This window comes from Corynebacterium sp. UBA2622 (assembly GCF_002339505.1).
Classification (GTDB): Bacteria; Actinomycetota; Actinomycetes; order Mycobacteriales; family Mycobacteriaceae; genus Corynebacterium.
On record NZ_DDJO01000017.1, the window covers coordinates 130942 to 153733 of the forward strand.

Sequence of the window (22792 nt, forward strand, 5' to 3'; positions counted from 1 at the left end):
GACGACAGAAAGGCATTCCATGAGTGATGACACCCTGGGCGGGGACGAGTACGACCGCATCAAACCCATTGACATCAATGAGGAGATGCAGACCAGCTACATCGACTACGCGATGAGCGTGATCGTCGGGCGCGCCCTGCCCGACGTGCGCGACGGCATGAAGCCGGTCCACCGCCGCATCATTTACGCGATGTACGACAACGGCTACCGCCCCGAGCGTTCCTACGTGAAGTCCGCCAAGCCCGTCGCGGACACGATGGGCAACTACCACCCGCACGGTGACTCCGCCATCTACGACACCCTCGTGCGCATGGCGCAGCCGTGGGCGATGCGCTACCCGCTGATCGACGGCCAGGGCAACTTCGGCTCCCCGGGCAACGACGGCCCGGCGGCCATGCGCTACACGGAGTGCAAGATGACCCCGCTGGCCATGGAGATGGTCCGCGACATCCGCGAGAACGCCGTGAACTTCTCGCCGAACTACGACGGCAAGACGAAGGAACCCGACGTCCTGCCCTCGCGCGTGCCCAACCTGCTGATGAACGGCTCGGGCGGCATCGCCGTCGGCATGGCCACGAACATCCCGCCGCACAACCTGCGCGAGCTGGCCGAGGCGATCTACTGGATCCTCGACAACCACGAGGCCGACGAGAAGACCACCCTCGATGCGGTCATGGAGCGCGTCAAGGGACCGGATTTCCCCACCTCGGGGCTCATTGTGGGCGACCAGGGCATCCGCGACGCCTACACCACCGGCCGAGGCTCCATCCGCATGCGCGGCGTGACGGAGATCGAGGAGGTGGGCAACCGCCAGACCATCGTGATCACCGAGCTGCCCTACCAGGTCAACCCGGACAATTTCATTGCCGGCATTGCCGAGAACATCAACAACGGCAAGATGCCTGGCGCGGCCCGTATCGAGGACGAGTCCTCGGACCGCGTCGGCATGCGGATCGTCGTCACTCTGCGCCGCGACGCCGTGCCCCGCGTGGTGCTGAACAACCTGTACAAGCACTCGCAGCTGGAGACGAACTTCTCCGCGAACATGCTCTCCATCGTCGACGGAGTGCCGCGCACCCTGCGCCTGGACCAGATGCTGCGCTACTACGTCAAGCACCAGATCGAGGTCATCGTCAGGCGCACGCAGTACCGCCTCGACGAGGCCGAGAAGCGCGCCCACATCCTGCGCGGCCTGGTGAAGGCTCTGGACATGCTCGACGAGGTCATCGCCCTCATCCGCCGCTCGCCGACGGTCGACGAGGCGCGCACCGGCCTCATCGGGCTTCTCGACGTCGACGAGATCCAGGCCGACGCCATCCTCGCGATGCAGCTGCGCCGTCTGGCCGCACTGGAGCGGCAGAAGATCGTCGATGACCTCGCGGCGATCGAGAAGGAGATCGCGGACTACAAGGACATCCTGGCGAGCCCCGAGCGGCAGAGGGCCATCGTCGGCGACGAGCTGCGCGAGATCGCGGACAAGTACGGCGACGACCGCCGGACCCAGCTCGTGGCCGCCACGGGTGACGTCACCGAGGAAGATCTCATCGCCCGCGAGAACGTGGTGGTCACCATCACCTCCACCGGTTACGCCAAGCGCACGAAGGTGGACTCCTACAAGTCGCAGAAGCGCGGCGGCAAGGGCGTGCGCGGCGCCGAGCTGAAGCAGGACGACGTGGTGAAGAACTTCTTCATCTGCTCCACCCACGACTGGATCCTCTTCTTCACCAACTTCGGCCGCGTCTACCGCCTCAAGGCCTACGAGCTACCCGAGGCCGGCCGCACCGCCCGCGGGCAGCACGTGGCCAACCTCCTCGAGTTCCAGCCCGAGGAGAAGATCGCCCAGGTGATCCAGATCCAGTCCTACGAGGATGCCCCCTACCTGGTCCTGGCCACCCGCGAGGGCCGCGTGAAGAAGTCGCGCCTGACCGATTACGAGTCCGCCCGTTCCGCAGGGCTGATCGCCATCAACCTCAACGAGGGCGACTCCCTGATCGGCGCCGTGCTCGCGAGCGAGGAGGAGGACATCCTCCTCGTCTCCGAGCAGGGGCAGGCGATCCGCTTCACCGCCGACGACGAGCAGCTGCGCCCGATGGGCCGCGCCACCGCCGGTGTGAAGGGCATGCGCTTCCGGGGCGACGATCAATTGCTGGCGCTGACCGTGGTCCACGACGACGAGTACCTGCTCGTGGCCACGTCCGGTGGTTACGGCAAGCGCACGGCCATCCAGGAATACACCCCGCAGGGCCGCGGCGGCCTGGGCGTGATGACCTTCAAGTACACCCCGAAGCGCGGCAAGCTCATCGGTGCCCTCGCGGTGGAGGAGGAGGACCAGATCTTCGCCATCACCTCCGCTGGCGGAGTGATCCGCACCGAGGTCAAGCAGATCCGCCCGTCCTCGCGCGCGACCATGGGTGTGCGCCTGGTCGACCTCGCCGACGACGTGGAACTGCTCGCCATCGACAAGAACGTCGAGGACGAGGGTGAGGAAGAGGCCACCGCCGTGGCGAAGGGTGAGAAGACGCTTGAGGAGGCCATGGAAGCCACCTCGTCGGCGCCCGGCCACTCCGGGGCGGCAAAGTCCGTGAACGTCAACAGCGTGGAGGCCGACAACGTCGGATCCAGCTACGATTACGGGACCAACAGCAGCGTCCCGGCTGAGGATGGTTCGGACGACTCGGACGACTCGGACGGCGAGGAGTAAGCATGGCCGCACGGAAAGTGACCGTCACCTACCTGAGCCCGGTCTCGGTGTTCAAGGTCGCCTCGATCCTCGGGGCGATCGGGTTCATCGCCTGGATGATCGCGGCGACGCTCCTTTACCTGGGTCTGCAGTCCGCCGGTGTGATTGATTCGGTGAACTCGCTCGTCAGCGGCGTGGGGGGCGACCAGGTGGTCGACTTTCCCTTGCTCATCTCCGCGGCGGCCCTGCTCGGCCTCGTGGGGGTGGTCTTCGTGGCCATCATGGCGCCCCTGACGGCCATCATCTACAACGCCGTGGCCAATCTGGTGGGCGGGGTCAGCCTCCGCATGTCGAACAGGCAGCGGTAGGGGTAAGACGGGATAAAATATGCCTTTGTACTGGCGATTTGTTGAAGAAGCCGGTCGTGGGTAATGTTCTATCTCGTTCCCAGGGCCTATAGCTCAGTCGGTTAGAGCGCATCGCTGATAACGATGAGGTCGCAAGTTCGATTCTTGCTAGGCCCACCACGGGGGATTAGCTCAGTTGGTAGAGCACCTGCTTTGCAAGCAGGATGTCAGGAGTTCGATTCTCCTATCCTCCACATTTGAGGCACTCGGTTTCCACCGGGTGCTTTTTGTGTTGCGCGGCATGTATTCCGCGCGATGGGCTGCGACCGGTGGCCTGGTCCCGTGCCATGGGAGTACGGTTCGTGGGGATGCAGCCATCCACGGCTGAAAGGAGCGCCACATGAAGAAGATTGTCGTCCTCGGGGCCACGGGTTACGCCGGAGGCCTCGTCCTCGAGGCACTGATCCGACGGGGCGTGCGCCCCGTCCTGGCTGGCTCAAGCGAGGAGAAGCTTGCCGCGCTTTCAGCCGCGCACGGCGACCTCGAGTACCAGGTTGCGGATGCCACCGAGCTCGACTCCGTCCGCGCGCTGGTTGATGCCGGCGGCGTCCTGGTCACCACCGTCGGGCCCTTCAACAGCCTTGGCCTGACCGTGGCGCGTGCGGCGGCGGAGCAGGGAGCGCATTACGTCGACTCCACGGGCGAGGTCGGCTTTGTCCGGACCCTCCGGGAGCGGCACGATGCCCAGGCCCGATCTGCGGGCGCGGTGATGCTCCCCGCTTTCGGTAACGATTACGTGCCGGGTTTCCTGGCTGCCGGACTCGCGATGCGCGACGGGGGTCAGGAGGTGCGCAGGCTCGACGTGGGTTACTTCGTCGATGGTTCCCTGCGCGGCGGGCGCGGGATGAGCCAGGGCACCCGCAAGACGGCGATTGAGGGCATGACGCTTCCCTCCCTGGAGTACCGGTCGGGAAACCTGGTGGAGCGCCGCACCGCCGAGACAACGCGGCTGTTCCCCGTGCGCGACGGATCCAAGCGGGCCATCCTCGCCAGTGGTACCGAGGTGCTCTTCCTCCCCGGTGATTTCCCGCAACTCGAGTCGGTCAGCGTCTACAACGGGTGGATGCCCCGCGGAAGCAGGATCATGCCGGGGGTGTCGAGGCTGCTCAACGCGGTGTCGAGCACTGAAATCGGTTCGCGGATCATCTCCGCGGCGGCGTCCCGTCTCGTCGGTCCCCCCGGTGGGCCCGACGCCGTCGAGCGGGAGAAGACCGCCGCGCGGGCGGTGGCCGTGGCCACGGATGCCGGGGGGCGGGTGCTGGCGGAAGCGCAGGTGAGGGGACCCAGCCCCTACGACCTCACCGGCGAGCTTATTGCCTGGGCGGCTCGGGAGCTCGCCCAGGGCAACCCTGCCCACCCCGGGGTGGTGGGTCCGATCGAGGCCTTCGGGCTCGACGGGCTGATAGCCGCGTGCGACGGGCTGGGTCTGCGCCGGGGTTGATGCCCAGGGCGGTGAAAGCACCTGCAGCGCGCAATCCCGGACGGTAATAGACCCGGGCAGCAAGAACCCCGGGTGCCGCGGCACCCGGGGAGAGGCGAGAAGGCCCTACTTCTTCGGAAGCGCCAGCAGAGCGGCGCCGATAGCGGCCAGCCAGGTGTTCTTCGACAGGTCAAGGCCCTCCTGGGTCGGGCGGATGCCGTCGGACTGCGTCATGGCGGGGTTGCGGAAGTACATGCTCAGCAGGCCCGCGGCGAACGTGCTCAGGCCGAGCCCGGCGAGGCGGTTGGGCACGAACGGCAGCAGCAGCGCGGCACCGAGGGAGGTCTCGGAGGCGGCGATCAGCTTGGCGAAGTTCTCCGCGTCCATCTCCTTGACGAAGGGAAGCCCGGTGGAGGCCATGTTCTGCAGGAACTCCGCCGTTGCCTTATCCGCCTGGAACTTCTCCAGGCCGGTGTTCAGCATGAACAGGCCGATCGGTGCGCGCAGCGCAATCGAGGCGACCTTCGTGTCCGCCTTGTCCTTGGCGGTGGTGATACCGGTCGGGATGAGCTTCAGGGGGTTGAACATGGTGACTCCTTCTACGTTTTGGTGACGTATCAACATTAACCCGTGCTGACCTGTCGCGCAAGGGGTAACGGGCGGAGGGGTTTAGTGGGTTGCGCGCCGCTGGTCGTCGTCAAGCGCGTCGAGCGTCGAGAGCTGGGAGTCGATGGAGCTGAGGAGCTCCTCGTCGCGCACCGCGGGCTCCTCCGCGAGGGGACCGGCAGAACCGGCCCGGGCCTCGCGGTCGTCCTCCGTGGCGGTGGAATAAACCAGGGTGGTGTTGCCCCGGGAATCCGTCTCCTCCCGGGGAGCCATGGGGCGGTACGTGACCGTGTCTTTCTTGTCCAGCCGGTCCTTGAGGAGGAAGGTGTACACGGCCCAGGCGATTCCACCCGTGGCGGCCGCGGCGGCGAGGAGACCGATGGCCCGGCCGGCACCGGAATTCCTGCCCTTCTTGCGGGGCTTCGTGTCCTTCGCTTCTGCCTTCAACAGGGCGCGACGCTCGGCGCGGTCGGGGGCCGCGGCCGCGAAGGCCGCGCGGCGGCGGTCGAGGCGGGCGTGCGAGGCGCGGGGGACGTCCCCGGCCTGGGCGCGGGCGGCGCCGTAAAGTTCCTCCAGCTCGTCAATGCCTGCGAGGTCGTTGAGGTCGTCCACCTCGTCGTTCTTGATGGCTTCCACGACGGCGTCGTAGATGTCGCGCTGCTTTTCGTCGTCGAGCTTGCGGAAGTAGTTGTACGCGCCGGTCGCGCCGCGCAGCGCCAGGCGCAGTGTGGTGGGGTTCATGGGTGCTCCTTCATCGTGACGTGCAGTTTCGCGCTCCAGCCTAGTCGCGGTTGCGGCCCGGGTGCCCGTGCGGCGGCTCCGGGGGAGGGTTGCGGCTCCGCCCGCCCGCGCGCCAACCGCGTACCCTGTAACCCATGACCATGAAGACACAGACTGCAGTCCTGCACACCAACCACGGCGACATCAAGATCGACCTCTTCGGCAACCACGCGCCGCAGACGGTGGAGAACTTCGTCGGGCTCGCCAACGGCGAGGGGGAGTACTCCACGAAGAACGCCGGCGGCACCAACGAGGGCCCGTTCTACAACGGGGCCATCTTCCACCGCATCATCCCCGGTTTCATGATCCAGGGCGGTGACCCGACCGGCACCGGCACCGGCGGCCCGGGTTACCAGTTCGCGGATGAGTTCCACCCGGAGCTCCAGTTCGACCGCCCGTTCCTGCTGGCCATGGCCAACGCCGGCCCGGGCACCAACGGTTCGCAGTTCTTCATCACCGTCGCCCCCACCCCGCACCTGAACAACCGTCACACCATCTTCGGCGAGGTGACCGACCCGGAGTCCCAGAAGGTTGTGGAGGAGATCTCCAACGTCCGCACCGGCCGCATGGACCGCCCGGTCGAGGATGTCGTCATCGAGTCCATCGACTTCGAGCAGTAGACCGACCGCCCCCTCACCGGCCCCCGCGCATTCCGCGCCGGGGGCCTTTTGCGCATGAACATCAGAAAACTCTTCTCGCACACCCCCGCCACCGCGGTCGTATGCGTCGCCTGCCTGGCGGTTTTCGTCGTATCCGCCCTGCAGGCGCGCTCACTCGGCAACACCATCGGCCACTCGCGCCTGGGAGCGGACATGGTGCTCTACGGGCCCTTCGCCGCCAGCGAACCGCTGGGTTGGACGCGTGCCCTCACGGCGGGGTTCGCACACCTCGACGTCACCCACATCAGCGTCAACCTGCTCATGCTCGCCCTCGTGGGAACGGAGGTGGAGCGCTTCGTGGGCACGGGGCCCTTCGCCCTCGCGTACGCCGGCGGCCTTCTCGGGTCCTCGGCCGCGGTGCTCACCATGAACTTCACGACACCCACCGTGGGTGCCTCCGGGGCGCTCTACATGCTCATGGCGCTCCTCGCCGCCATCGCCTATCGACGCCACACGGACCTGCGGGCCCCCTTCGCGTTCGTCGCACTGAACCTGCTCTACTCCGTGATCACGCCCCAGGTGAGCCTGTGGGGCCACGTGGGCGGGTTGCTCACCGGGATGGTGGTGGCGTGGCCGCTGACGCACCCCGACACCCGGATCCGGTGGGCGGGTGCCGCGCTCGGTGTGGGCCTCGGGGCGGCCGCCGTCGCGCTCCCGCTCCGATGAACTTCGGGGAATAGTGCCCCTGTGGAGGAAACGGGGGTTTCTCCACCCTTTATCCCCAGCCCCGACGAGCGGCGAGTTACCCACAGAGGTTACCCACAATGTGGATAACCACAGCGGTGTCATTCCTAGAACAGCGTGGCGAATCTTCGCTTTCCACACCGGCTTCACCTGCGTTTAAGCAGTTCAGAGCAGCGTGGTGTTCGCATGTGCGGAAGTAGTTCACAGAGTTATCCACAGGTGGGGATAACCCACCCATCCACAGAATCTTCCACATCCTGTGGATAACTTCGACCCCCGTAAATCAACAAGCTGGGCCGCGGCGTGTCGCCCTGCGAAAGCACCGAACCGGTGCTACCTTGAACCGTTTCCCCGCGCGCAAAAGCACCCCCCGGAACGATTTTCCGGGGGGTGCTTCGGGTCTGCGCGTCAGCGCCAGCCCATGGTCATCAGCAGGCCGAGGATGAGGCCGGTGAAGCCGATGAGGTAGTTCCACGGACCCAGCTGGGACAGCAGGTGGATCTGGGAGCCGGCGATGTAGAAGACGATGAGCCAGGCCAGCCCGAGGATCATCAGACCGAACATGATGATCTTGTACCAGAGCGGGGTGCCGCCGGTGTTGATCTTCACCGGGGTGCGCGACGAGCCGGTGGCGGTCGAGGGAGCCGGGCGGCTGTCCCTGGTTACTTTTGCCTTAGGCATTGTGAAAACCCTTCGCTTTTCGGGCACGGGCGGTGTGGAACCGACCGCCGCCCGCAGGTGGTGCTGTATTGGTGTCTCTGTGCCCCGGGGCGGGGCGGGTGCTGGGCAGTGACTTTACCACCCGGCACCGCGCCTAGCGGGGGACGAGCTGGCGGGGGTCGAACTCCCACAGGTTGTACCCGATCTGCTGGTCCTTGCGGATCGTCTGCCCCGCGTCGACGGACTGGTGGCCGATCAGGCCCTGGTCGATCATCGCGCCCGTGGGGACCGTGGGCCCCGCCACCAGGCTGCCGGACCACCCGGCCTTGCGCAGTGCGGCATCGGCCTGGGAGGGGTTCATCCGCCCGATGTTGATCATCTTCATCAGCATCCCGTTGCTCACCCGCAGCTCCACGGTGGTTCCGGTGTCCACCTCGGTATTCTCACCGGCCGCGGCAATGACCTCTCCCTCGGCTTTCTCGGAGTCCACCTGCGTGACCGTCGCCTTGAGGTTCATGGACGACAGAAGCGCGGTGGCCTGGTTGACGTTCATCCCCACCAGCGTGGGCACGGTCACCTTCTCGCGCCCGGAGGAGACCACGACCGAAACCTGCGAGCCCTTGGACAACTGGGAGCCGCCGGCCGGGTTCTGGGAGATGATCACACCCTCCGGAACGTCCTCGCTGTGCTCCTTCCGGATCTGGGTGCTCAGCTCGAGGTTGGCGTCGGCAAGCGCTTGCGCGGCCGCCTGGGGGGTGAGCCCCGTGATGTCCGGGACATCGGTGAGCTCGCGGCCCGAGGACACCGAAACGGTGACGAGGGTGCCGGGGCGCAGCTGGGAGCCGGCCGTCGGGTTGGTGCCCAGGACCTCACCGCGCGGGACGTCCGGGCTGGGGGTGTCGTTGACCGCGACCTGCAGGCCCATCCTTTCGAGGGTGGAGACGGCATCCTCGCGGGTCTTGCCCTTCAGATCGGGCACCTCGACCATGGTTTCCTGCGCCGGGGCCTGAGTTTGGTCACCACCCTTGTCACCGGTGAAGTAGTTGTACGCGAGGAGGGAGGCGGCACCGACGAGGACGAGGCCGAGGATCACGGCCACCCACTTCATCCAGGCGGTGTTGGAGCGTTTCTCGTTGGCCCGGCGGTGCTCCTCGTACCTGCTCGCGCCGCCGGGGGCGGGAGCGTTCGGCTGGTCGTTGACGGGCAGTATCTCCACGGGCCGCGCAGCGACGGTGGAGCCGGCGACGATTGTCGCGTCCTGGTAGTTGCCGTACTGGGGTTCGCTGTATGCGAGGTGGTTGCGCGCCGCCTGGGTCACCGCGCCGCGCTCGAGGAGCTCGAGGTCGTGGCCCATCTCGGTGGCGGTCTGGTAACGGTCGGCGGGGTGCTTGGCCATGGCGGTGAGAATGACGGCGTCGACGTTGACGGCCTCGTTCTCCGTCAGGCCGGCGATACGGGTGCTCGGCGGCTCCGGATCCTCCTGAACGTGCTGGTAGGCGACAGCGAAGGGGGACTCGCCCTCGAAGGGCGGGCGACCCGTGACGGCCTCGTACATCACGCAGCCGAGGGCGTAGACGTCGCTGCGGCCGTCGGCGGGCTTGCCCCGCGCCTGCTCGGGGGAGAGGTACTGCGCTGTGCCGATGACCGCGGAGGTCTGGGTCATGGCGGAGGTGGAGTCGTCGAGGGCGCGGGCGATGCCGAAATCCATCACCTTCACCGCGCCAGTGTTGGTCACCATGATGTTGGCGGGCTTGATGTCGCGGTGGATGATGCCTGCGTCGTGGCTGGCCTGGAGCGCGCGGGTGACGGGGAGGAGCAGCTCCGCCGCGGCGCGCGGGGTGAGCGGGCCGTCCTCGCGGACGATGTCGCGCAGGTTCCGCCCGTGCACGATTTCCATGACGATGAATGGGACGGCGACACCGTTGATGTCCACCTCACCCGTGTCGTAGACCGAGACGATGTTCGGGTGGTTGAGGCGGGCGGAGTTCTGGGCCTCCCTGCGGAAGCGCTCACGGAAGTTCTCGTCGCGCGCCATGTCGATCTTGAGCATCTTCACGGCCACGGGGCGGCCGAGGACGGTGTCGGCCGCGGCGTAAACGTCGGACATGCCGCCGGTGCCGATCGGCTCGCCGAGCTCGTATCGGTTAGCGATCAGGGTCATGGGGTACCGCCAATCTGGGGAGTCGTGGTGAGCTTCGGATCGGGCAACGACACGGTTGCGCTGCTCTGCGGCTGCGTCGCGGGCGCGGGCACCGAGGGGCGCTGGGTGGGGGCGGGCGCCGAGGGCGTCGGCACCTCCCGGGTGGCCGGGGGCTCCGCCGGCTCGGAGGGCTCCGGCTCCGGAGCGTCGGTGAAGCTGACGGTGCCGGGGGCGCTTTCGCTTCCGGTCATGCGCTCCCGGGTGCGGACGGTCGTGGTCGCTTTCTGCGGCTTCTCCGTTGTGGGCTGTGCGCTGGGCGAGACGGTCTGGGTCTGCGTCACGATGCTCGGGGTCGTCGTGGTCGCGGGCTTCTTCTCGTCCCCGCTCAGCGGACCCGATGTCAGGGCCCACGCCAACGCTCCACCGGCGAGGAGGACCAGCGCCGCGATGCCCAGGCCGAGTCCCACACCGCCCTTGCGGTCCTCACCGCGCTTGCCCGCGTCCCCCCTCCGCGCCGGGTCCCCCTGGCCTCCGCGCAACGCCGGTGCCTGATGCTGGGGCAGCTGACCGCTCGGGCGGCGCTGCTGCGGCTCGGCCGGGTGGGCAGTGGTGGGTTGCGCCACGGAGGCGAGCATGGCGGTCGAGGCCGTCGGTGAGGGTTCGACCGCGACCTGGGTGCCGGTCCCCCCGCGCGGTTGGGCGGGGCGCAACCCCTGGCGCACCTGGGCGATGGCCAGCTGCATCTCGTTGCCGTCGCGGAAGCGCATGGCGGGGTCCTTGCGCAGGGCAATCTCGATGAGCTCGCGGGCGGGGGCGCCGACGGACGTCGACAAGGCGGGCGGCGCGGAGGAGACGTGCGCGAGGGCCACCGAGACCGAGGAGTCACCGCTGAAGGGGCGGGATCCGGAGAGCATCTCGTAACCCACCACACCCAGGGAGTACACGTCGCTGGCCGCGGTGACCCGCATGCCCTGCGCCTGCTCCGGCGAGACGTACTGGGCCGTGCCCACCACCATGCCCGTGCGCGTCAGGGGCACGGCGGCGGCCGCCTTGGCGATGCCGAAATCGGTTATCTTGACCTGCCCGTTCTGGGTGATCATGAGGTTGCCGGGTTTGATGTCGCGGTGCACGAGCCCCATGCGGTGAATCACGGCCAGCCCGTGGGCGGCCTGCTCCAGGACGTCGAGGGCGAGGGCCTCGTCCAGCTTGCCTTCGCGGGTGATCATGTCCGCCAGGGACTCACCGCGGATGTACTCCATGACGATGAAGCACATGGAGTAGCCGGCGCCGGTTTCCACCTCGCGGTAGTCGTAGGTGGCCACCACGTTCGGGGAGTTGATGCCTTCGGCGGCCAGGGCCTCGTTGCGGAAGCGGGTGAGGAACTCCTCGTTGGAGGAGAACTCGGGGCGCAGGACCTTGACGGCCACCTCGCGGTCGTTGGACCTGTCGTCGGCGAGCCACACGGTGGACATGCCGCCGTGGCCGATGATCCACTGCAGGCGGTAGTCGGGCCCGACGAGTTTCTGGAGGTCGTCCCTGTTATCGGTGTGCATCTAGTTTCCTCCTCCGGGGGCGGCGTTCAGGATGGCGCGTCCGATGGGCGCGGAGACCTGGCCGCCGGTGGCGCTCATTCCGAGCCCGCCGCCGTCCTTGACCACGACGGCCACGGCGACGTCCTTGGCGGGGTCGAAGGCGACGTACCAGGTGTGCGGCGCCGCACCCTCCCCGTGCTCGGCGGTGCCGGTCTTCGAGGCGTAACCGTTGCCGTTGTAGCCGAACGTGGAGTGCTCGGAGCTGAACATGAGGTCGCGGATCGTGCCGGCCTCCTCGGGGGTGATGGCCTCGTTGAGTTCGTGGGGGCGGTTCTCCGTGAGGGTGGTTAGGTCGGGGCGCACCACGCGCGAGACCACGTAGGGCGCCATGCGGCGACCGTCGTTGGCCACCACGGACGCCATCACGGCGGCTTGCAGCGCGGTCATGGTGACGTCGCGCTGGCCGATCGCGGACTGGCCCAGCTCGGAGGGGCCGGGCAGGTCGCCGAGGGAGCCCGAGGCGGTGGGCAGGCCGAGGTCGTACTGCTCGCCGACGCCGAAGGCGGTGGCGGCCTCGCGCAGGGGCTCGGGGCCGAAGCTCAGGGCCGTCTGAACGAAGGCGGTGTTGCAGGACAGCGAGAACGCGGTGCGCAGGGTGACGGTGCCGCCGCCGGCGCAGGGCTGGCCGTTGTAGTTGGTCAGCGGGACGGTGGTCTCCGGCAGGGTGATCTGGGGCTCACCGGTGACGGGGGAATCCGGGGTGAAGCCGTGGCGCAGGGCGGCGGCGGTGGTGATGATCTTGAAGATCGACCCGGGGGGCAGCTGGTCCTGCGTGGCGTGGTTGAGCAGGGGGTTTGCGGGGTCGTCGTTAAGCTGCTGCCACGCGGCGTCCGCCGTGTCGGGGTTGACCAAGGAGTTCGGGTCGAACGACGGGGTGGAGGCCATCGCGAGCACCTCACCCGTCGAGGGGCGCATGGCCACCACGGCACCGTCGTAGTTGCGGTTGCTCAGCTGATCGTAGGCGAGGGCCTGCAGGTTGGGATCGATGGTGAGCTCAAGGCTGTTGCCGGTGGGCGAGGCCTCGTGCCCGGTGCGCAGGAAACGGTCGCCCTTGACGCTGCCCTCGCCGGTGAGCTGGGCGTTGTAGCCGGACTCGAGGCCCGCGGTGCCGAACTGGTCGGAGACGTAGCCCACGATAGGCGCGAAGGAGAACGGCATGTTCGGGTAGGAGCGCTGGTAGAACTCGTTGCTGTCCTTGTAGGACTGGGCGAGCACCTGACCGCCGGCGTTGATGTTGCCGCGGTTGATCTGCTTGAGCTCCACGAAGGTGCGGGCGTTGCGCGGGTCCTGGGCGTAAGTGTTTTCGCGGAAGCCCTGGATCACCGTGAAGTTCACCAGCAGGACGAGGGTGAGCAGCAGGGAGACGAGGGCGCCGAGGCGGATTGCTTTGTTCATCGGGCGGCCCCCACGAGCTCGGGTTCGGCGGCCGGATCCGCGGCCGCGTCGAAGTCGGTTGGCCTGTTGGCGCCGTTGGAGATGCGCAGCAGCAGGCCGAGCAGGATGTAGTTCGCCATGATGGCGGACCCGCCCGCGGACATGAAGGGCGTGGTCAAGCCCGTCATGGGCAGCAGCGCGGAGATGCCGCCCGCCACCACGAAGATCTGGATGACGATGGTGGTGGACAAACCGGCGGCGAGGAGCTTGCCGTAGGAGTCGCGCACCTGCAGCGCGGCGTGGAAGCCGCGGGTGGTGAAGATGGCGAAGAGGACCAGCACGGCGGCCAGGCCCACGAATCCCAGCTCCTCGCCCAGGGCGGCGAGAATGTAATCGGAGTGCGCGACGGGGACCATGTCGGGGTGCCCGTAGCCCAGGCCGGTTCCGGTCACCCCGCCCCAGCTCAGGCCGAACAGGGCCTGGGAGGGCTGGTAACCGGTAGTGTCGTAGTGGGCGAGGGGGTCGATGAAGTTGTTCACGCGCTCCTGAATCTTCCCGGAGACCTGGTAGACGGCGTAACCGCCGACCGCGACAAGCCCCGTGCCGATAATGAGCCACGAGGTGCGGCTGGTGGCGAAGTAGACCATGCCCAGCACGGTGGCGAAGAGCAGCAGGGCCGGGCCGAAGTCGTTGGAGATACCCATGATGAGGATCGCGATGGCCCACACCACGAGGATCGGCGCGAGGTCACGCAGGCGCGGGAAGCTCAGGCCGAGGAAACGCCGGCCCGCGACCGTGAACAGGGAGCGCTTCTGCGCCAGCAGCTGCGCGAAAAAGATCAGCAGCAGGATCTTGGAGAACTCACCCGGCTGGATGGAGAAGGGCCCGAGCCAGATCCAGATGCGGGCGTCGGCGAAGTCCACCGGCTGCGGCCACACCAGGGGCAGCGCAAGCAGGACCAGACCGGCCACGCCGAGGAGGTAGGAGTAGCGCGAGAGCGACTTGTGGTCGCGCACCGCGACGAGGGTGAGCACGAGCATGACCACGCCGGCCAGGGACCACAGCACCTGCCGCTCGGCGAGCGGGCCGTAGCCGGGTCGCTCGGCGAGGTCGAGGCGGTAGATCACCACCAGGCCGATGGCGTTGAGCGTGGACACCACGGGGAGCAGGACCTGGTCGGCGTAGGGCGCGGTGAGGCAGATCGCCAGGTGCGCGATGGCGTAAACACCGATGAACCCGCCCACCAGGTAGAGCATCTCGGTGGACAGGGCGCGGCCCTGGGACATCTCCAGCCCGAAGAGCATGAGGAGGAGCAGCAGCGCCGAGCAGATGAGCAGCACCAGCTCGCGGGTGCGGGAAAAGAGTCGGGACATGTCACTTCACCGTCCTGCAGTTGTCGCCGGAGGGGGACTCGGGTTGCGCGCCCTTGTCCTCCCCGGCCTTCGCGGGGGCATCGGCGGGCTTATCGACGCACACCGGCAGCGCCCTTTCAGCCAGGCGGTTCATCAGGGCCACGGCCTCCTCGTAGGATCCGCCCTGGAAGTCCTGCATGGCGGACTGCTCGGACGGCGGGAGCGCGTCGGTGGTGAAGACGGTGCACCCCTGGGGGAGATCCGTCGTGCCGGTGATGCGCAGCTCGTTCTTCTCGTTGATGCAGGCGAGCTGGAAGTCGTTGCGCTCCCTGGAGCCGAAGAGCGAACCGGGCGCCTGCTGGATCGCCACGCGGTTCCCGGCGTCGGCGGCGACGTAGTAGGTGTCCTCCGCGCGGCTGTTGAGCCAGGCCAGCGTGCCCACGCCGGCGATGGCCACCGCGAGCAGGGCTACCAACCAGGGCCAGAAGGTGCGGCGCGGGTGGGTCTCCTCGTCGTCGGAGGGGGCGTCGCCAAGCGAGGTGCTCCCGGCGTCCCCGCTTCCGTCGCGCTGGCCCTTGAGGGTGGCCTTGTGCACGGGCGCGGCGGGCACGTCCGTATCTGAGGCGCGCATCAGTGCGGCGGCCCGGCTGGCGGAGGAGTCCGGGTGCGAGGGCTCGTAGTCGGGCACCAGGGCCCCCGCGATGGCGGGAGCGGTGGGAAGGCTCGGGGCATCGGGGCCGTCGGTCTCGACAACGTCGGCGATGACGACGGTGATGTTGTCGGGCCCGCCCGAGCGCAGCGCCAGCTCGATGAGACGCTGCGCCGCAACCTCCGGGGTGCCCTCGCGCAGGGTTTCCTCGATGGTGGAGGCGGTGACGGGGTCGGAGAGCCCGTCGGAGCAGAGCATGAAGCGGTCCCCGTCGCGCACGGGGATCATCTCGAGGTGCGGGTCGACCGGCCGGCCGGTGTAGGCCTTGAGAATCAGCGACTTCTGCGGGTGGGAGGAGACGTCCTCCGGGTCGAGCTTGCCCTCCTTGACCAGCGACTGGACGAAGGTGTCGTCCTCGGTGATCTGGGTGAGGGCGGTGTCGCGCAGCATGTAGCCGCGCGAATCGCCGACGTGGATGAGACCTACCTCGGTGCCGTTGAACATGAGCGCGGTGAGCGTGGTGCCCATGCCGTCCTGCTCCGGGTTGTCCCGGACCGACTGTTCGATGGAGGCGTTGGCGTCCTCGGCGGCGGCGCCGAGCAGCGCGAGGATGTCGGCGTCGCCCGGGTCCCTGTCCAGGTGCTCCATGTGCTCGACCATGAGCTGCGAGGCGATTTCGCCCGCGGCATGGCCGCCCATGCCGTCGGCGAGCACGAGCAGGTGCGGGCCCGCGTAGGCGGAGTCCTCGTTATTGCCGCGGACGAGGCCGCGGTCCGACGCGGCGACGAAGTTCAACTTCAGGCTCATGGCATCAACCTCACAATCGTGCGCCCCATCTTGATGTCGGTACCCACGGACACCCGTTCCGGTTGGTCAATGCGGTTACCCTGCACGAAGGTACCGTTGCGCGAGTCGAGGTCCTCGACGAACCACTCGCTGCCGCGGCGGAAGAGCCGCGCGTGGCGCGAGGAGGCGTAGTCGTCTCCCAGCACAAAATCGCTCGATTCCGCGCGACCCAGGGTGAGGTCCTCCACGCTCGAGATGTCCATGTGTGAACCCTTCAGCGGGCCCTCGACCACCATGACCTGGCGGGCCTTCTCGCGCTTGACGGGTGCCGAGGCAGCCGCTTGCCGACGCACCCCCGACGCCGCCACGATATCCCGCCGCATCACCCAAATGACGAAGAGGATGAACAGCCAGAGCAGGATGAGCAGTCCGAAGCGGGCCCCGAGGATGATCGCGGAATCCATGCGGCTCCTTAAAATTCGCGCTCGGCCGGGCGCTGGCCCGGGAAAAATTCGGTCTGGGGGCGGGCGACGTCGTCGGGGTTGCGGCCAGCGTCGGAAGTAAGTCCACGGGGCTCGACGATGCGGACCTCGATGTGGGAGTGGCCCACGGTGATGACGTCGCCGTCGGCGAGCATCCAGTTGTCCACCGGCTCGTCGTTGACTGTCGTGCCGTTCGTGGATTCGAGGTCGACCAGCACGGCGACTTCGCCATCCCACGTGATCTCCGCGTGCTGGCGGGAGACACCCGTGTCCGGCAGGCGGAAGTCCGCGTCGTTGGAGCGGCCGAGAATGTTCGAGCCCTCGTGGACGAGGTAGGTGCGCGACGAGCCATCCTGGAGAAGCAGGCTGACCGTCGGTTCGCCGCCGGTGGCGGAGACGGCGGTGGTGGGCTCGGACATATCATCCTCCTGGTCGCGGCCGCGCGCCGGGCGCGCACCCGCGGTGCTTTTCGGTGTAGTGGGTTCCGCATAGATCGCGTCGAAGCCGCTGGCCACATCGGGGTTCGGGTCGATGTACGACGACGCGCGGAGCTGCCCGGTCCGCAGACCCGACTCCTCCGCGACGCGCACGACCACCGGCCCGTCCAGGAACCAGCCCTGGTTGCGGGCGTAGCGCCCCAGCTGGTCGGCGAACAGGGAGGGCAGGTCGCGGTTCTGCGACAGGTTCTCCAGGTCCTTCGACGACACCCCGACCGCGTACACGTTCGGGGCAACCAGCTCGTCCCGGTCCGTCATCACAATGCTGTCCTGGGCCTCCTGCTTGAGGAGCTCCTCGATCTCGGCCGGAACAACCTTGCCGCCGAAAAGGGCGGCCATGCTGTTGTCCAGGCCGCGTTGCATCGAACTGTCCAGCTTGGCCAGTCTGTCCATGAACGCCATTCGCCCGCACCTCCCTTCCTCTTCCATCCGAATCAGCTGCGCGTGCGGTAGATAACTAGGACAGTATATGTGGGGCCGCGCCATTGGCCTAGATGTGAACGCCCCGCGCACGGCTTCCCGACGCCCAATTCGGCCCCCAGGCTCGGGATTTGGTGCTCCACCCGAGCGCGGTGCTATATTAGTCAAGTCGCCCGCCCGGGTGGCGGAATTGGCAGACGCGCTGGCTTCAGGTGCCAGTGTTCGCAAGAACGTGGGGGTTCAAGTCCCCCCCCGGGCACAGATATGAAGGCTCGAGACATCGATCGCACGGTGTCTCGAGCCTTTTGTGTCGAATGTTCTGCTTCATTCGAGGGCTCCACTCACCCCCGCCGTGGGTACGAGATAGGGGCGCCCAGATTGGAACCGCCAGATGGTGTGGTCGAGGTGGATGTAGTTGACGCCCAGGATGTCCGCAGCCGCCTCAACTAGCCGGGAGGCTTCCTTCGTGGAAACGCCACGCTGAAGCACCTGCGAAACGAAACGGATCACCATGCGGTCTGCTTTTACTCCAGGGATACCCACGAGCATGAGAAAGTAGTTCCAGGTCAAGCCGCTGCTTTGGCCACGTATCGCCAACCACTCCCTGGCTGTGTCCGAGCGCTCACGGCTTTCCCGCGAATTCAACCTGTCCTTGGCATCGCTCACAGCCTGGATGGAGTGACGCTCAAGAACTCTTGCGGCCTCCAGAGCGGCGTACGCCTTGTAGGGGGCGGAAAGCCGGGACGAGGTTCTCCAGCGGTTATTCGTCTTGTGGACGAACTCATCGACTCCTCCCCAGCGATGGAATGCGTCGACGAGGTGAGTGGCGGTATCGGTTTGCGGATCGGCTTTCTCCGCTATCCGCAATTCTCGGTATCGGTTCACCAGGTTGATCACGCCTGTGTACCGGTTGCCCGTGGAGTAGATGGCGTCAAGAACGGCTAGGGCGACGCTCTGATAGCCATCGGGGTGAAACCACCGGTTTGGGTCTGAGCCGAATTGGGTGGTCACGCGGGTCAAAAGTTTCTGGACATCGCAATCCGCAATCATTTTCCGCTCCATGTTGGCGCTGGGTCGTTGGGGCGCAAGCTTCTCTTTGCTTGGGAGGTGAGAATCCACAGTATCCAAGGACCGGAGGGTATACGTCCGATCGTCTTATAAAGACCTCCTCGCCCCCGCCCTGACCGCCGGCTGCGCACTCGCGGCAGCCAGGCAACGGCCGACGGAGAGGTTGCTGAATCGATGATTCCGCGTCACCGCGGTGCGCCGAGCTGGTAGTTTGGACGTCGATAAGCCATTCGCCGAACGACGCGCCTGACAAGGACGACTCATGCCACTTGCCCCCATAACGAAGCCCCGGCTGGACGAGGCTCTCGCCCAACTGGGCCTGCAGACCGGGCGGAGCGATGACGGCGATGTCGTTGCCGCGTTCGAGAACGTCGAAGTCTTCTTCATCCTGGACGAGGCGGTGACGACGGTCCGGGCCTACTGGCTGGGCATCGTCACCGGTGAGGGGGAGCAGGACAGGCTTCGGGAGGTGGTCAACGCCTTCAACTCGGAGATCCCGTTGGGCAAGGTCTCGCGGGTGATGGCTCCGGGCGGGATGTCCGTGGAGTTCCGCCACCACTTCCTAAATGCCACCGGTGTTTCCGACGAGCAGCTGCACCAGATGCTGGACCTGTTTTTCCAGGTCGCCTTCTACATCATCGAGGGTGTGGAAGCGGCATTTCCGGACGTCTACGTGGGCGGGGAGGAGTAAACGATGAAACTTTTCGGCGGCAGGAAGCCCTCGGACGCCACGGCCCCGGCAACCAGCGACCGGGCCATCAAGGTGCTCAAGGAGCGCGACTACGAGGCGGAGACGAACGAGCACGACGTGATCACCGTGCCGTTCAACGGCGGGATGTGCGTGGTGCGCACAAACCCGGACTACCTGGAGATCGGCGCGCGCATCGCGGGCGAGCAGATGGAGGGTGCGAAGCGCTCCGAGGTCCTGGATTGGGCGGAGAACTTCAACCGGAACAACTTCGTCCCCACCCTCTTCGTGGCGGGGGACGGCGAGGGCAACGGCCTGGGCCTGCTGGCGGTTTACCGCATCCCCACGGCGTGGGAGTACACCGACGAGCAGTTCGAGGAGCAGCTCTTCCGGGGCCTCGACGCGGTCTCCCAGGTGCTGCGCGGCTACCTCGCCGGCTACGAGGTCTAGCATGAGATCTAGGACCCGCCCGCTTGACGACGACCCGCGGCTGAGAACGTAGAAAAGGTGCGCCCCGGATGGGATGCGCACCTTTTCTTTGAACCAGCTTTTACTTCTCCGGGTACCCCGCGGCCCAGAGCGCGGCGGCGATGAGCGCCGGCTGGCCGAACAGACGCCCGAGGCGCCGGCCGTCCGTGTCCAGCCCGAAGGCGTCCTTGCCCTCGGCGTACTGGCCGATGTTGCCGGGGAAGATCGCCGCGTAGAACGCGGCCAGGGCAACCCCGGTCAAACGTCGCTGCTTCGGCAGCGCGAGAAGGGATGCGCCGAGAGCGATCTCCGCAACCCCGGAGCCGAGGACCACGAGATCCTTGTTCATCGGAATCCAGTCGGGCACCTGGGCCTGGAAGTCGTTGCGGGCGAAGGTGAGGTGGCTGGTGCCGGCGAAGCTCATGAAGGTGCCCAGCGCGAGGCGGGCGACGTTCTGCGAGGTCGAGGCCTTGCCGGGGTTCTTTAAACGCGGGAGAAGGTTTGCCATTGGGTGTCCTTTCGGCATAGACGGTTGGATTACGGCTTGAGCACGACCTTGATGCAGCCGTCCTGCTTCTTCTGGAACTTCTCGTACATCTCGGGGGCGTCGTCAAGCGGCGCGGTGTGCGTCTTCAGGTCGAGCACGCCGAGCGGATCCGAGGGGTCGTCGACGAGCGGGAGGATGTCGTCGGTCCAGTTACGCACGTTGCACTGGCCCATACGCATCTGGATCTGCTTGTCGAAGAGCGTCATCATCGGCATCGGGTCCTTCATCCCGCCGTAGACACCGCTGAGTGAGATCGTTCCGCCGCGGCGGACGGCATCGATGGCGGTGTAGAGCGCGCTGAGGCGGTCCACCCCCGCGTTCTCCACGGCCGCGCGGCCGAGGGGCGAGGGCAGCAGCCCCGCGGCGGCTTGGGCGACACCGACGACGGGGGAGCCGTGGGCCTCCATGCCGACGGCATCGACGACGGAGTCGGGCCCGCGGCCGTCGGTGAGCTCTCGCAGCGCGTCCGCGACACCCTCGCCGTCGTCCATGACCTCGATGCCGTGGCGCTCGGCCATGGCGCGGCGTTCCGCGACCGGGTCGACGGCGACGACCCGGTAACCCAGGTGCTTACCGATGCGCGCGGACATCTGGCCGATTGGGCCGAGGCCTAACACGGCGAGGGTGCCCTCCTGCGGCACCGCGGCGTACTGCACGGCCTGCCACGCGGTGGGCAGGACATCCGAGAGAAAGAGGAAGCGCTCGTCCTCACCGACGTTGGGAACCTTGATCGGGCCGTAATCCGCGTGGGGGACGCGCAGGTACTCGGCCTGCCCACCGGGCAGTGAGCCGTAGAGGCGGGAGTAACCGAAAAGGGTGGCACCCGAGCCGTACTCGTGAACCTGCGTGGTCTCGCACTGGGACTGCAGGCCGTGGCGGCACATCCAGCAGTGGCCGCAGGAGACGTTGAAGGGCACGACAACGCGGTCGCCCGGCTTGAGGTTGGTGACCTCGCTGCCGACTTCCTCGACGATGCCCATCGGCTCGTGGCCGATCACGTCGCCCTTGTCCATGAAGGGGCCGAGGACCTCGTAGAGGTGGAGGTCGGAGCCGCAGATGGCGGTTGAGGTGATGCGGACGATGGCGTCAGTGGGTTCGAGGAGGGTGGGGTCGGGGACCTGCTCCACGCTCACGGAGCGCTTTCCTTGCCAAGTGAGGGCTTTCATAAAGATCCTTTCATATGAACGGGATAGTGCCGATCGTAGTGAAGCCACTCACACCCCGCCAGAACCGGAATGCGGAAACCGGCAATCCTGCCAATGTGATGCCAGAAAGTTGGGAAATGCGCTATACACAAGCTGTAAACACGCAGCCATGCGTCCGGTTCGCGGGCGCGGGCTCCCGGACAGGCAAAGGCGGACGGATTGCGACATCTCGCATGGGCCGCGGCGCTCCCACTCAGCGCTGCGCTGCTTACCGGCTGCGGGGCGATCCCCGCGGACCCGGAGGGCACGTACAACAGGGCAAAGGACGGCACCCTTGTCGTGGGAGTCTCCGAGCACGAGCCGTGGACCTCGGTGGACGAGTCCTCGGGGGAGGTCACGGGAACGGAGGCGGACCTGGTCAAGGGTTTCGCCGACTCCATCAACGCCGACGTGGAATGGAAGGTCGCCCCGGAGAGCGTCCTCGTCGGGTGGATGGAGGACGGTGAGGTCGACGTGATGATCGGCGGGCTCACCGCGAAGTCGCCCTGGGCGAAGGACATCGCCCTGACCCGCCCGTACACCACCGTCGAAAGCGGGGACGGCAACAAGGAGAAGATGGTCATGGGTGTCCCCATGGGAGAAAACAAGCTCCTGGTGGAGCTCGAGCGCTACCTCCCGCAGGCGGAGGGGGAGATCTGATGGCGCAGGTGGACGAGGCGAGCACCGGTTCCGGCATCGACGCGCTGCCGGAGGACCACGGCAGGTTGCTGCGGCGCGCCGTGCGCCTGGAGTGGATCACCCTGGCCACCCTGGTGGTCACGGTGGCCATCGTCGGAGTGGTCTCCGGGCAGTCCCAGGCCATGAAGACGGCCTGGTACGAGGACCTGTTGTCCTTCCTCCCACCGCTGGCCTTCCTCGCGGCCACGCGTGTGACCCGGAAGAAACCGGACGCCAAGCACCCCTACGGCCACCACCGCGCCATCGAGGTCGGCCACCTCGTGGCGGGCTCAGCCCTGCTCGCCATGGGTGCCTTCCTGGTCATCGGGGCGGTGCTCAACCTCGCCAACCGGGAGAAACCGCCGATCGGCACCGTCGTCCTCTTCGGGCACAGCATCTGGCTGGGCTGGCTCATGGTCGCTGCGATGACGGTCACGGGCATCGCACCCGTCATCCTCGGCCGGATGAAGATGAAGTTGGCCGACCCGCTGCACGACAAAGTTCTCTACGCCGACGCCGACATGAACAAGGCCGACTGGATGACATCGGTGTCCACCATCGTGGGTGTGCTCGGCATTGGCATCGGCCTGTGGTGGATGGATGCGGTGGCCGCGATCGTCGTCGCGGTCTCCATCGTGTGGGACGGTATCACCAACGTGCGCACGGCCGTGCGGGACCTCACCGACGCCCGCGCCACCGACCTGAAGCGGAAGAAACACCCGCTGATCGGCACAATCGAGCTGACGGCGGAGAAGGAGCCCTGGGTGCGCGAGGCGGCGGCGCGGGTGCGCGACGAGGGCCACGTCCTTCACGTCGAGCTCTTCGCCATTCCCCACCCGGGGCAGGATCCGGACGTCGAAAAGCTTCGTGAGCTTCGCGACGCTCTCCACGCCCTCGACTACAAGGTCCACGACGTGGTGGTCACCGCCGTGCCCGCGATCCCCGCGTACCTGACGGAGGAGCAGCGGTAG

The 22792-nt window shown here is 67.1% G+C and carries 22 protein-coding genes and 3 tRNA genes; 12 read left to right on the top strand and 13 right to left on the bottom strand.

From position 1 onward, the window contains the following. Window positions 1–19: 19 nt before the first annotated feature. The 5 genes from gyrA to B3611_RS07645 all read left to right on the top strand — a co-directional run bounded on the left by gyrA (window position 20) and on the right by B3611_RS07645 (window position 4528). Window positions 20–2701: a DNA gyrase subunit A gene (gyrA, locus tag B3611_RS07625; protein WP_291314484.1), complete on the top strand. Its 2682-nt coding sequence runs from the start codon at window positions 20–22 to the stop codon at window positions 2699–2701. Window positions 2702–2703: 2 nt separating this feature from the next. After that, window positions 2704–3048: a DUF3566 domain-containing protein gene (locus tag B3611_RS07630; RefSeq protein ID WP_291314485.1), complete on the top strand. Its 345-nt coding sequence runs from the start codon at window positions 2704–2706 to the stop codon at window positions 3046–3048. 82 nt (window positions 3049–3130) lie between these two features. Continuing rightward, window positions 3131–3207, top strand: a tRNA-Ile gene (locus B3611_RS07635). Between the two features lies 1 nt (window position 3208). Next, window positions 3209–3281: transfer RNA gene (locus B3611_RS07640), tRNA-Ala, on the top strand. Between the two features lie 146 nt (window positions 3282–3427). Further along, window positions 3428–4528, top strand: a complete 1101-nt coding sequence (locus B3611_RS07645) for a saccharopine dehydrogenase family protein (RefSeq protein ID WP_291314486.1) — start codon at window positions 3428–3430, stop codon at window positions 4526–4528. A 105-nt stretch (window positions 4529–4633) separates the two neighbouring features. Here B3611_RS07645 and B3611_RS07650 read toward each other — a convergent pair whose 3' ends face one another. Further along, window positions 4634–5095, bottom strand: coding sequence for a DoxX family membrane protein (locus B3611_RS07650; RefSeq protein WP_291314487.1), 462 nt, complete (start codon window positions 5093–5095; stop codon window positions 4634–4636). An 81-nt stretch (window positions 5096–5176) separates the two neighbouring features. Continuing rightward, window positions 5177–5854 carry a hypothetical protein gene (locus B3611_RS07655; protein WP_291314488.1) on the bottom strand — a complete coding sequence of 226 codons (678 nt, stop codon included), beginning with the start codon at window positions 5852–5854 and terminating at the stop codon, window positions 5177–5179. 134 nt (window positions 5855–5988) lie between these two features. Here B3611_RS07655 and B3611_RS07660 point away from each other — a divergent pair, with 134 nt between their 5' ends. Both B3611_RS07660 and B3611_RS07665 read left to right on the top strand, forming a co-directional pair. Then, entirely contained in the window at window positions 5989–6513 is a 525-nt protein-coding gene (locus tag B3611_RS07660) for a peptidylprolyl isomerase (protein WP_291314489.1), read from the top strand. Between the two features lie 54 nt (window positions 6514–6567). Beyond that, window positions 6568–7218 (top strand): rhomboid family intramembrane serine protease, encoded by a 651-nt coding sequence (locus B3611_RS07665; protein WP_291314490.1) that lies wholly within the window; start codon window positions 6568–6570, stop codon window positions 7216–7218. Window positions 7219–7644: 426 nt separating this feature from the next. Here the strand turns inward: B3611_RS07665 and crgA are convergent, their stop codons facing one another. From crgA to B3611_RS07705, 8 genes are all read right to left on the bottom strand, one after another. Further along, window positions 7645–7917 carry a cell division protein CrgA gene (gene crgA / locus B3611_RS07670; protein ID WP_291314491.1) on the bottom strand — a complete coding sequence of 91 codons (273 nt, stop codon included), beginning with the start codon at window positions 7915–7917 and terminating at the stop codon, window positions 7645–7647. Window positions 7918–8050: 133 nt separating this feature from the next. Continuing rightward, window positions 8051–10057 carry a Stk1 family PASTA domain-containing Ser/Thr kinase gene (gene pknB, locus B3611_RS07675; RefSeq protein WP_291314492.1) on the bottom strand — a complete coding sequence of 669 codons (2007 nt, stop codon included), beginning with the start codon at window positions 10055–10057 and terminating at the stop codon, window positions 8051–8053. Then, window positions 10054–11589 (bottom strand): protein kinase domain-containing protein, encoded by a 1536-nt coding sequence (locus B3611_RS07680; RefSeq protein ID WP_291314493.1) that lies wholly within the window; start codon window positions 11587–11589, stop codon window positions 10054–10056. The genes pknB and B3611_RS07680 overlap by 4 nt, the downstream gene beginning before the upstream one ends. Next, window positions 11590–13023, bottom strand: coding sequence for a penicillin-binding transpeptidase domain-containing protein (locus B3611_RS07685; protein ID WP_291314494.1), 1434 nt, complete (start codon window positions 13021–13023; stop codon window positions 11590–11592). It abuts the gene before it with no gap. Then, complete coding sequence (locus B3611_RS07690; protein WP_291314495.1) at window positions 13020–14375, bottom strand: FtsW/RodA/SpoVE family cell cycle protein; 1356 nt, start codon at window positions 14373–14375, stop codon at window positions 13020–13022. Before B3611_RS07690 ends, B3611_RS07685 begins: the two co-directional genes overlap by 4 nt. A 1-nt stretch (window position 14376) precedes the next feature. Continuing rightward, window positions 14377–15810, bottom strand: a complete 1434-nt coding sequence (locus B3611_RS07695) for a PP2C family protein-serine/threonine phosphatase (protein ID WP_291314496.1) — start codon at window positions 15808–15810, stop codon at window positions 14377–14379. Beyond that, a complete protein-coding gene (locus tag B3611_RS07700) occupies window positions 15807–16253 on the bottom strand; it encodes an FHA domain-containing protein FhaB/FipA (RefSeq protein ID WP_291314497.1) in 447 nt (148 codons plus the stop codon). The genes B3611_RS07695 and B3611_RS07700 overlap by 4 nt, the downstream gene beginning before the upstream one ends. A gap of 8 nt (window positions 16254–16261) precedes the next feature. Further along, window positions 16262–17170, bottom strand: coding sequence for a DUF3662 and FHA domain-containing protein (locus B3611_RS07705; protein ID WP_291314498.1), 909 nt, complete (start codon window positions 17168–17170; stop codon window positions 16262–16264). 193 nt (window positions 17171–17363) lie between these two features. On the opposite strand from B3611_RS07705, the gene B3611_RS07710 reads away from it, so the two are divergent. Beyond that, window positions 17364–17447: transfer RNA gene (locus tag B3611_RS07710), tRNA-Leu, on the top strand. A gap of 65 nt (window positions 17448–17512) precedes the next feature. Here B3611_RS07710 and B3611_RS07715 read toward each other — a convergent pair. After that, complete coding sequence (locus B3611_RS07715) at window positions 17513–18307, bottom strand: heme peroxidase (RefSeq protein WP_291314586.1); 795 nt, start codon at window positions 18305–18307, stop codon at window positions 17513–17515. A gap of 211 nt (window positions 18308–18518) precedes the next feature. On the opposite strand from B3611_RS07715, the gene B3611_RS07720 reads away from it, so the two are divergent. Continuing rightward, complete coding sequence (locus B3611_RS07720; RefSeq protein WP_291314499.1) at window positions 18519–18947, top strand: YbjN domain-containing protein; 429 nt, start codon at window positions 18519–18521, stop codon at window positions 18945–18947. 3 nt (window positions 18948–18950) lie between these two features. Further along, window positions 18951–19394, top strand: a complete 444-nt coding sequence (locus B3611_RS07725; protein ID WP_291314500.1) for a hypothetical protein — start codon at window positions 18951–18953, stop codon at window positions 19392–19394. A gap of 100 nt (window positions 19395–19494) precedes the next feature. On the opposite strand, the gene B3611_RS07730 is transcribed toward B3611_RS07725, so the two are convergent. Both B3611_RS07730 and B3611_RS07735 read right to left on the bottom strand, forming a co-directional pair. Further along, window positions 19495–19920 carry a DoxX family protein gene (locus tag B3611_RS07730; protein ID WP_291314501.1) on the bottom strand — a complete coding sequence of 142 codons (426 nt, stop codon included), beginning with the start codon at window positions 19918–19920 and terminating at the stop codon, window positions 19495–19497. 29 nt (window positions 19921–19949) lie between these two features. Continuing rightward, window positions 19950–21125 carry a zinc-dependent alcohol dehydrogenase gene (locus B3611_RS07735; RefSeq protein WP_291314502.1) on the bottom strand — a complete coding sequence of 392 codons (1176 nt, stop codon included), beginning with the start codon at window positions 21123–21125 and terminating at the stop codon, window positions 19950–19952. A gap of 198 nt (window positions 21126–21323) precedes the next feature. Between B3611_RS07735 and B3611_RS07740 the strand changes: the two genes are divergently transcribed. Beyond that, window positions 21324–21803, top strand: coding sequence for a transporter substrate-binding domain-containing protein (locus tag B3611_RS07740; protein WP_291314503.1), 480 nt, complete (start codon window positions 21324–21326; stop codon window positions 21801–21803). After that, the gene (locus tag B3611_RS07745) at window positions 21803–22792 is read left to right on the top strand and encodes a cation diffusion facilitator family transporter (protein ID WP_291314504.1); all 990 of its coding nucleotides are present in this window, start codon (window positions 21803–21805) and stop codon (window positions 22790–22792) included. Before B3611_RS07740 ends, B3611_RS07745 begins: the two co-directional genes overlap by 1 nt.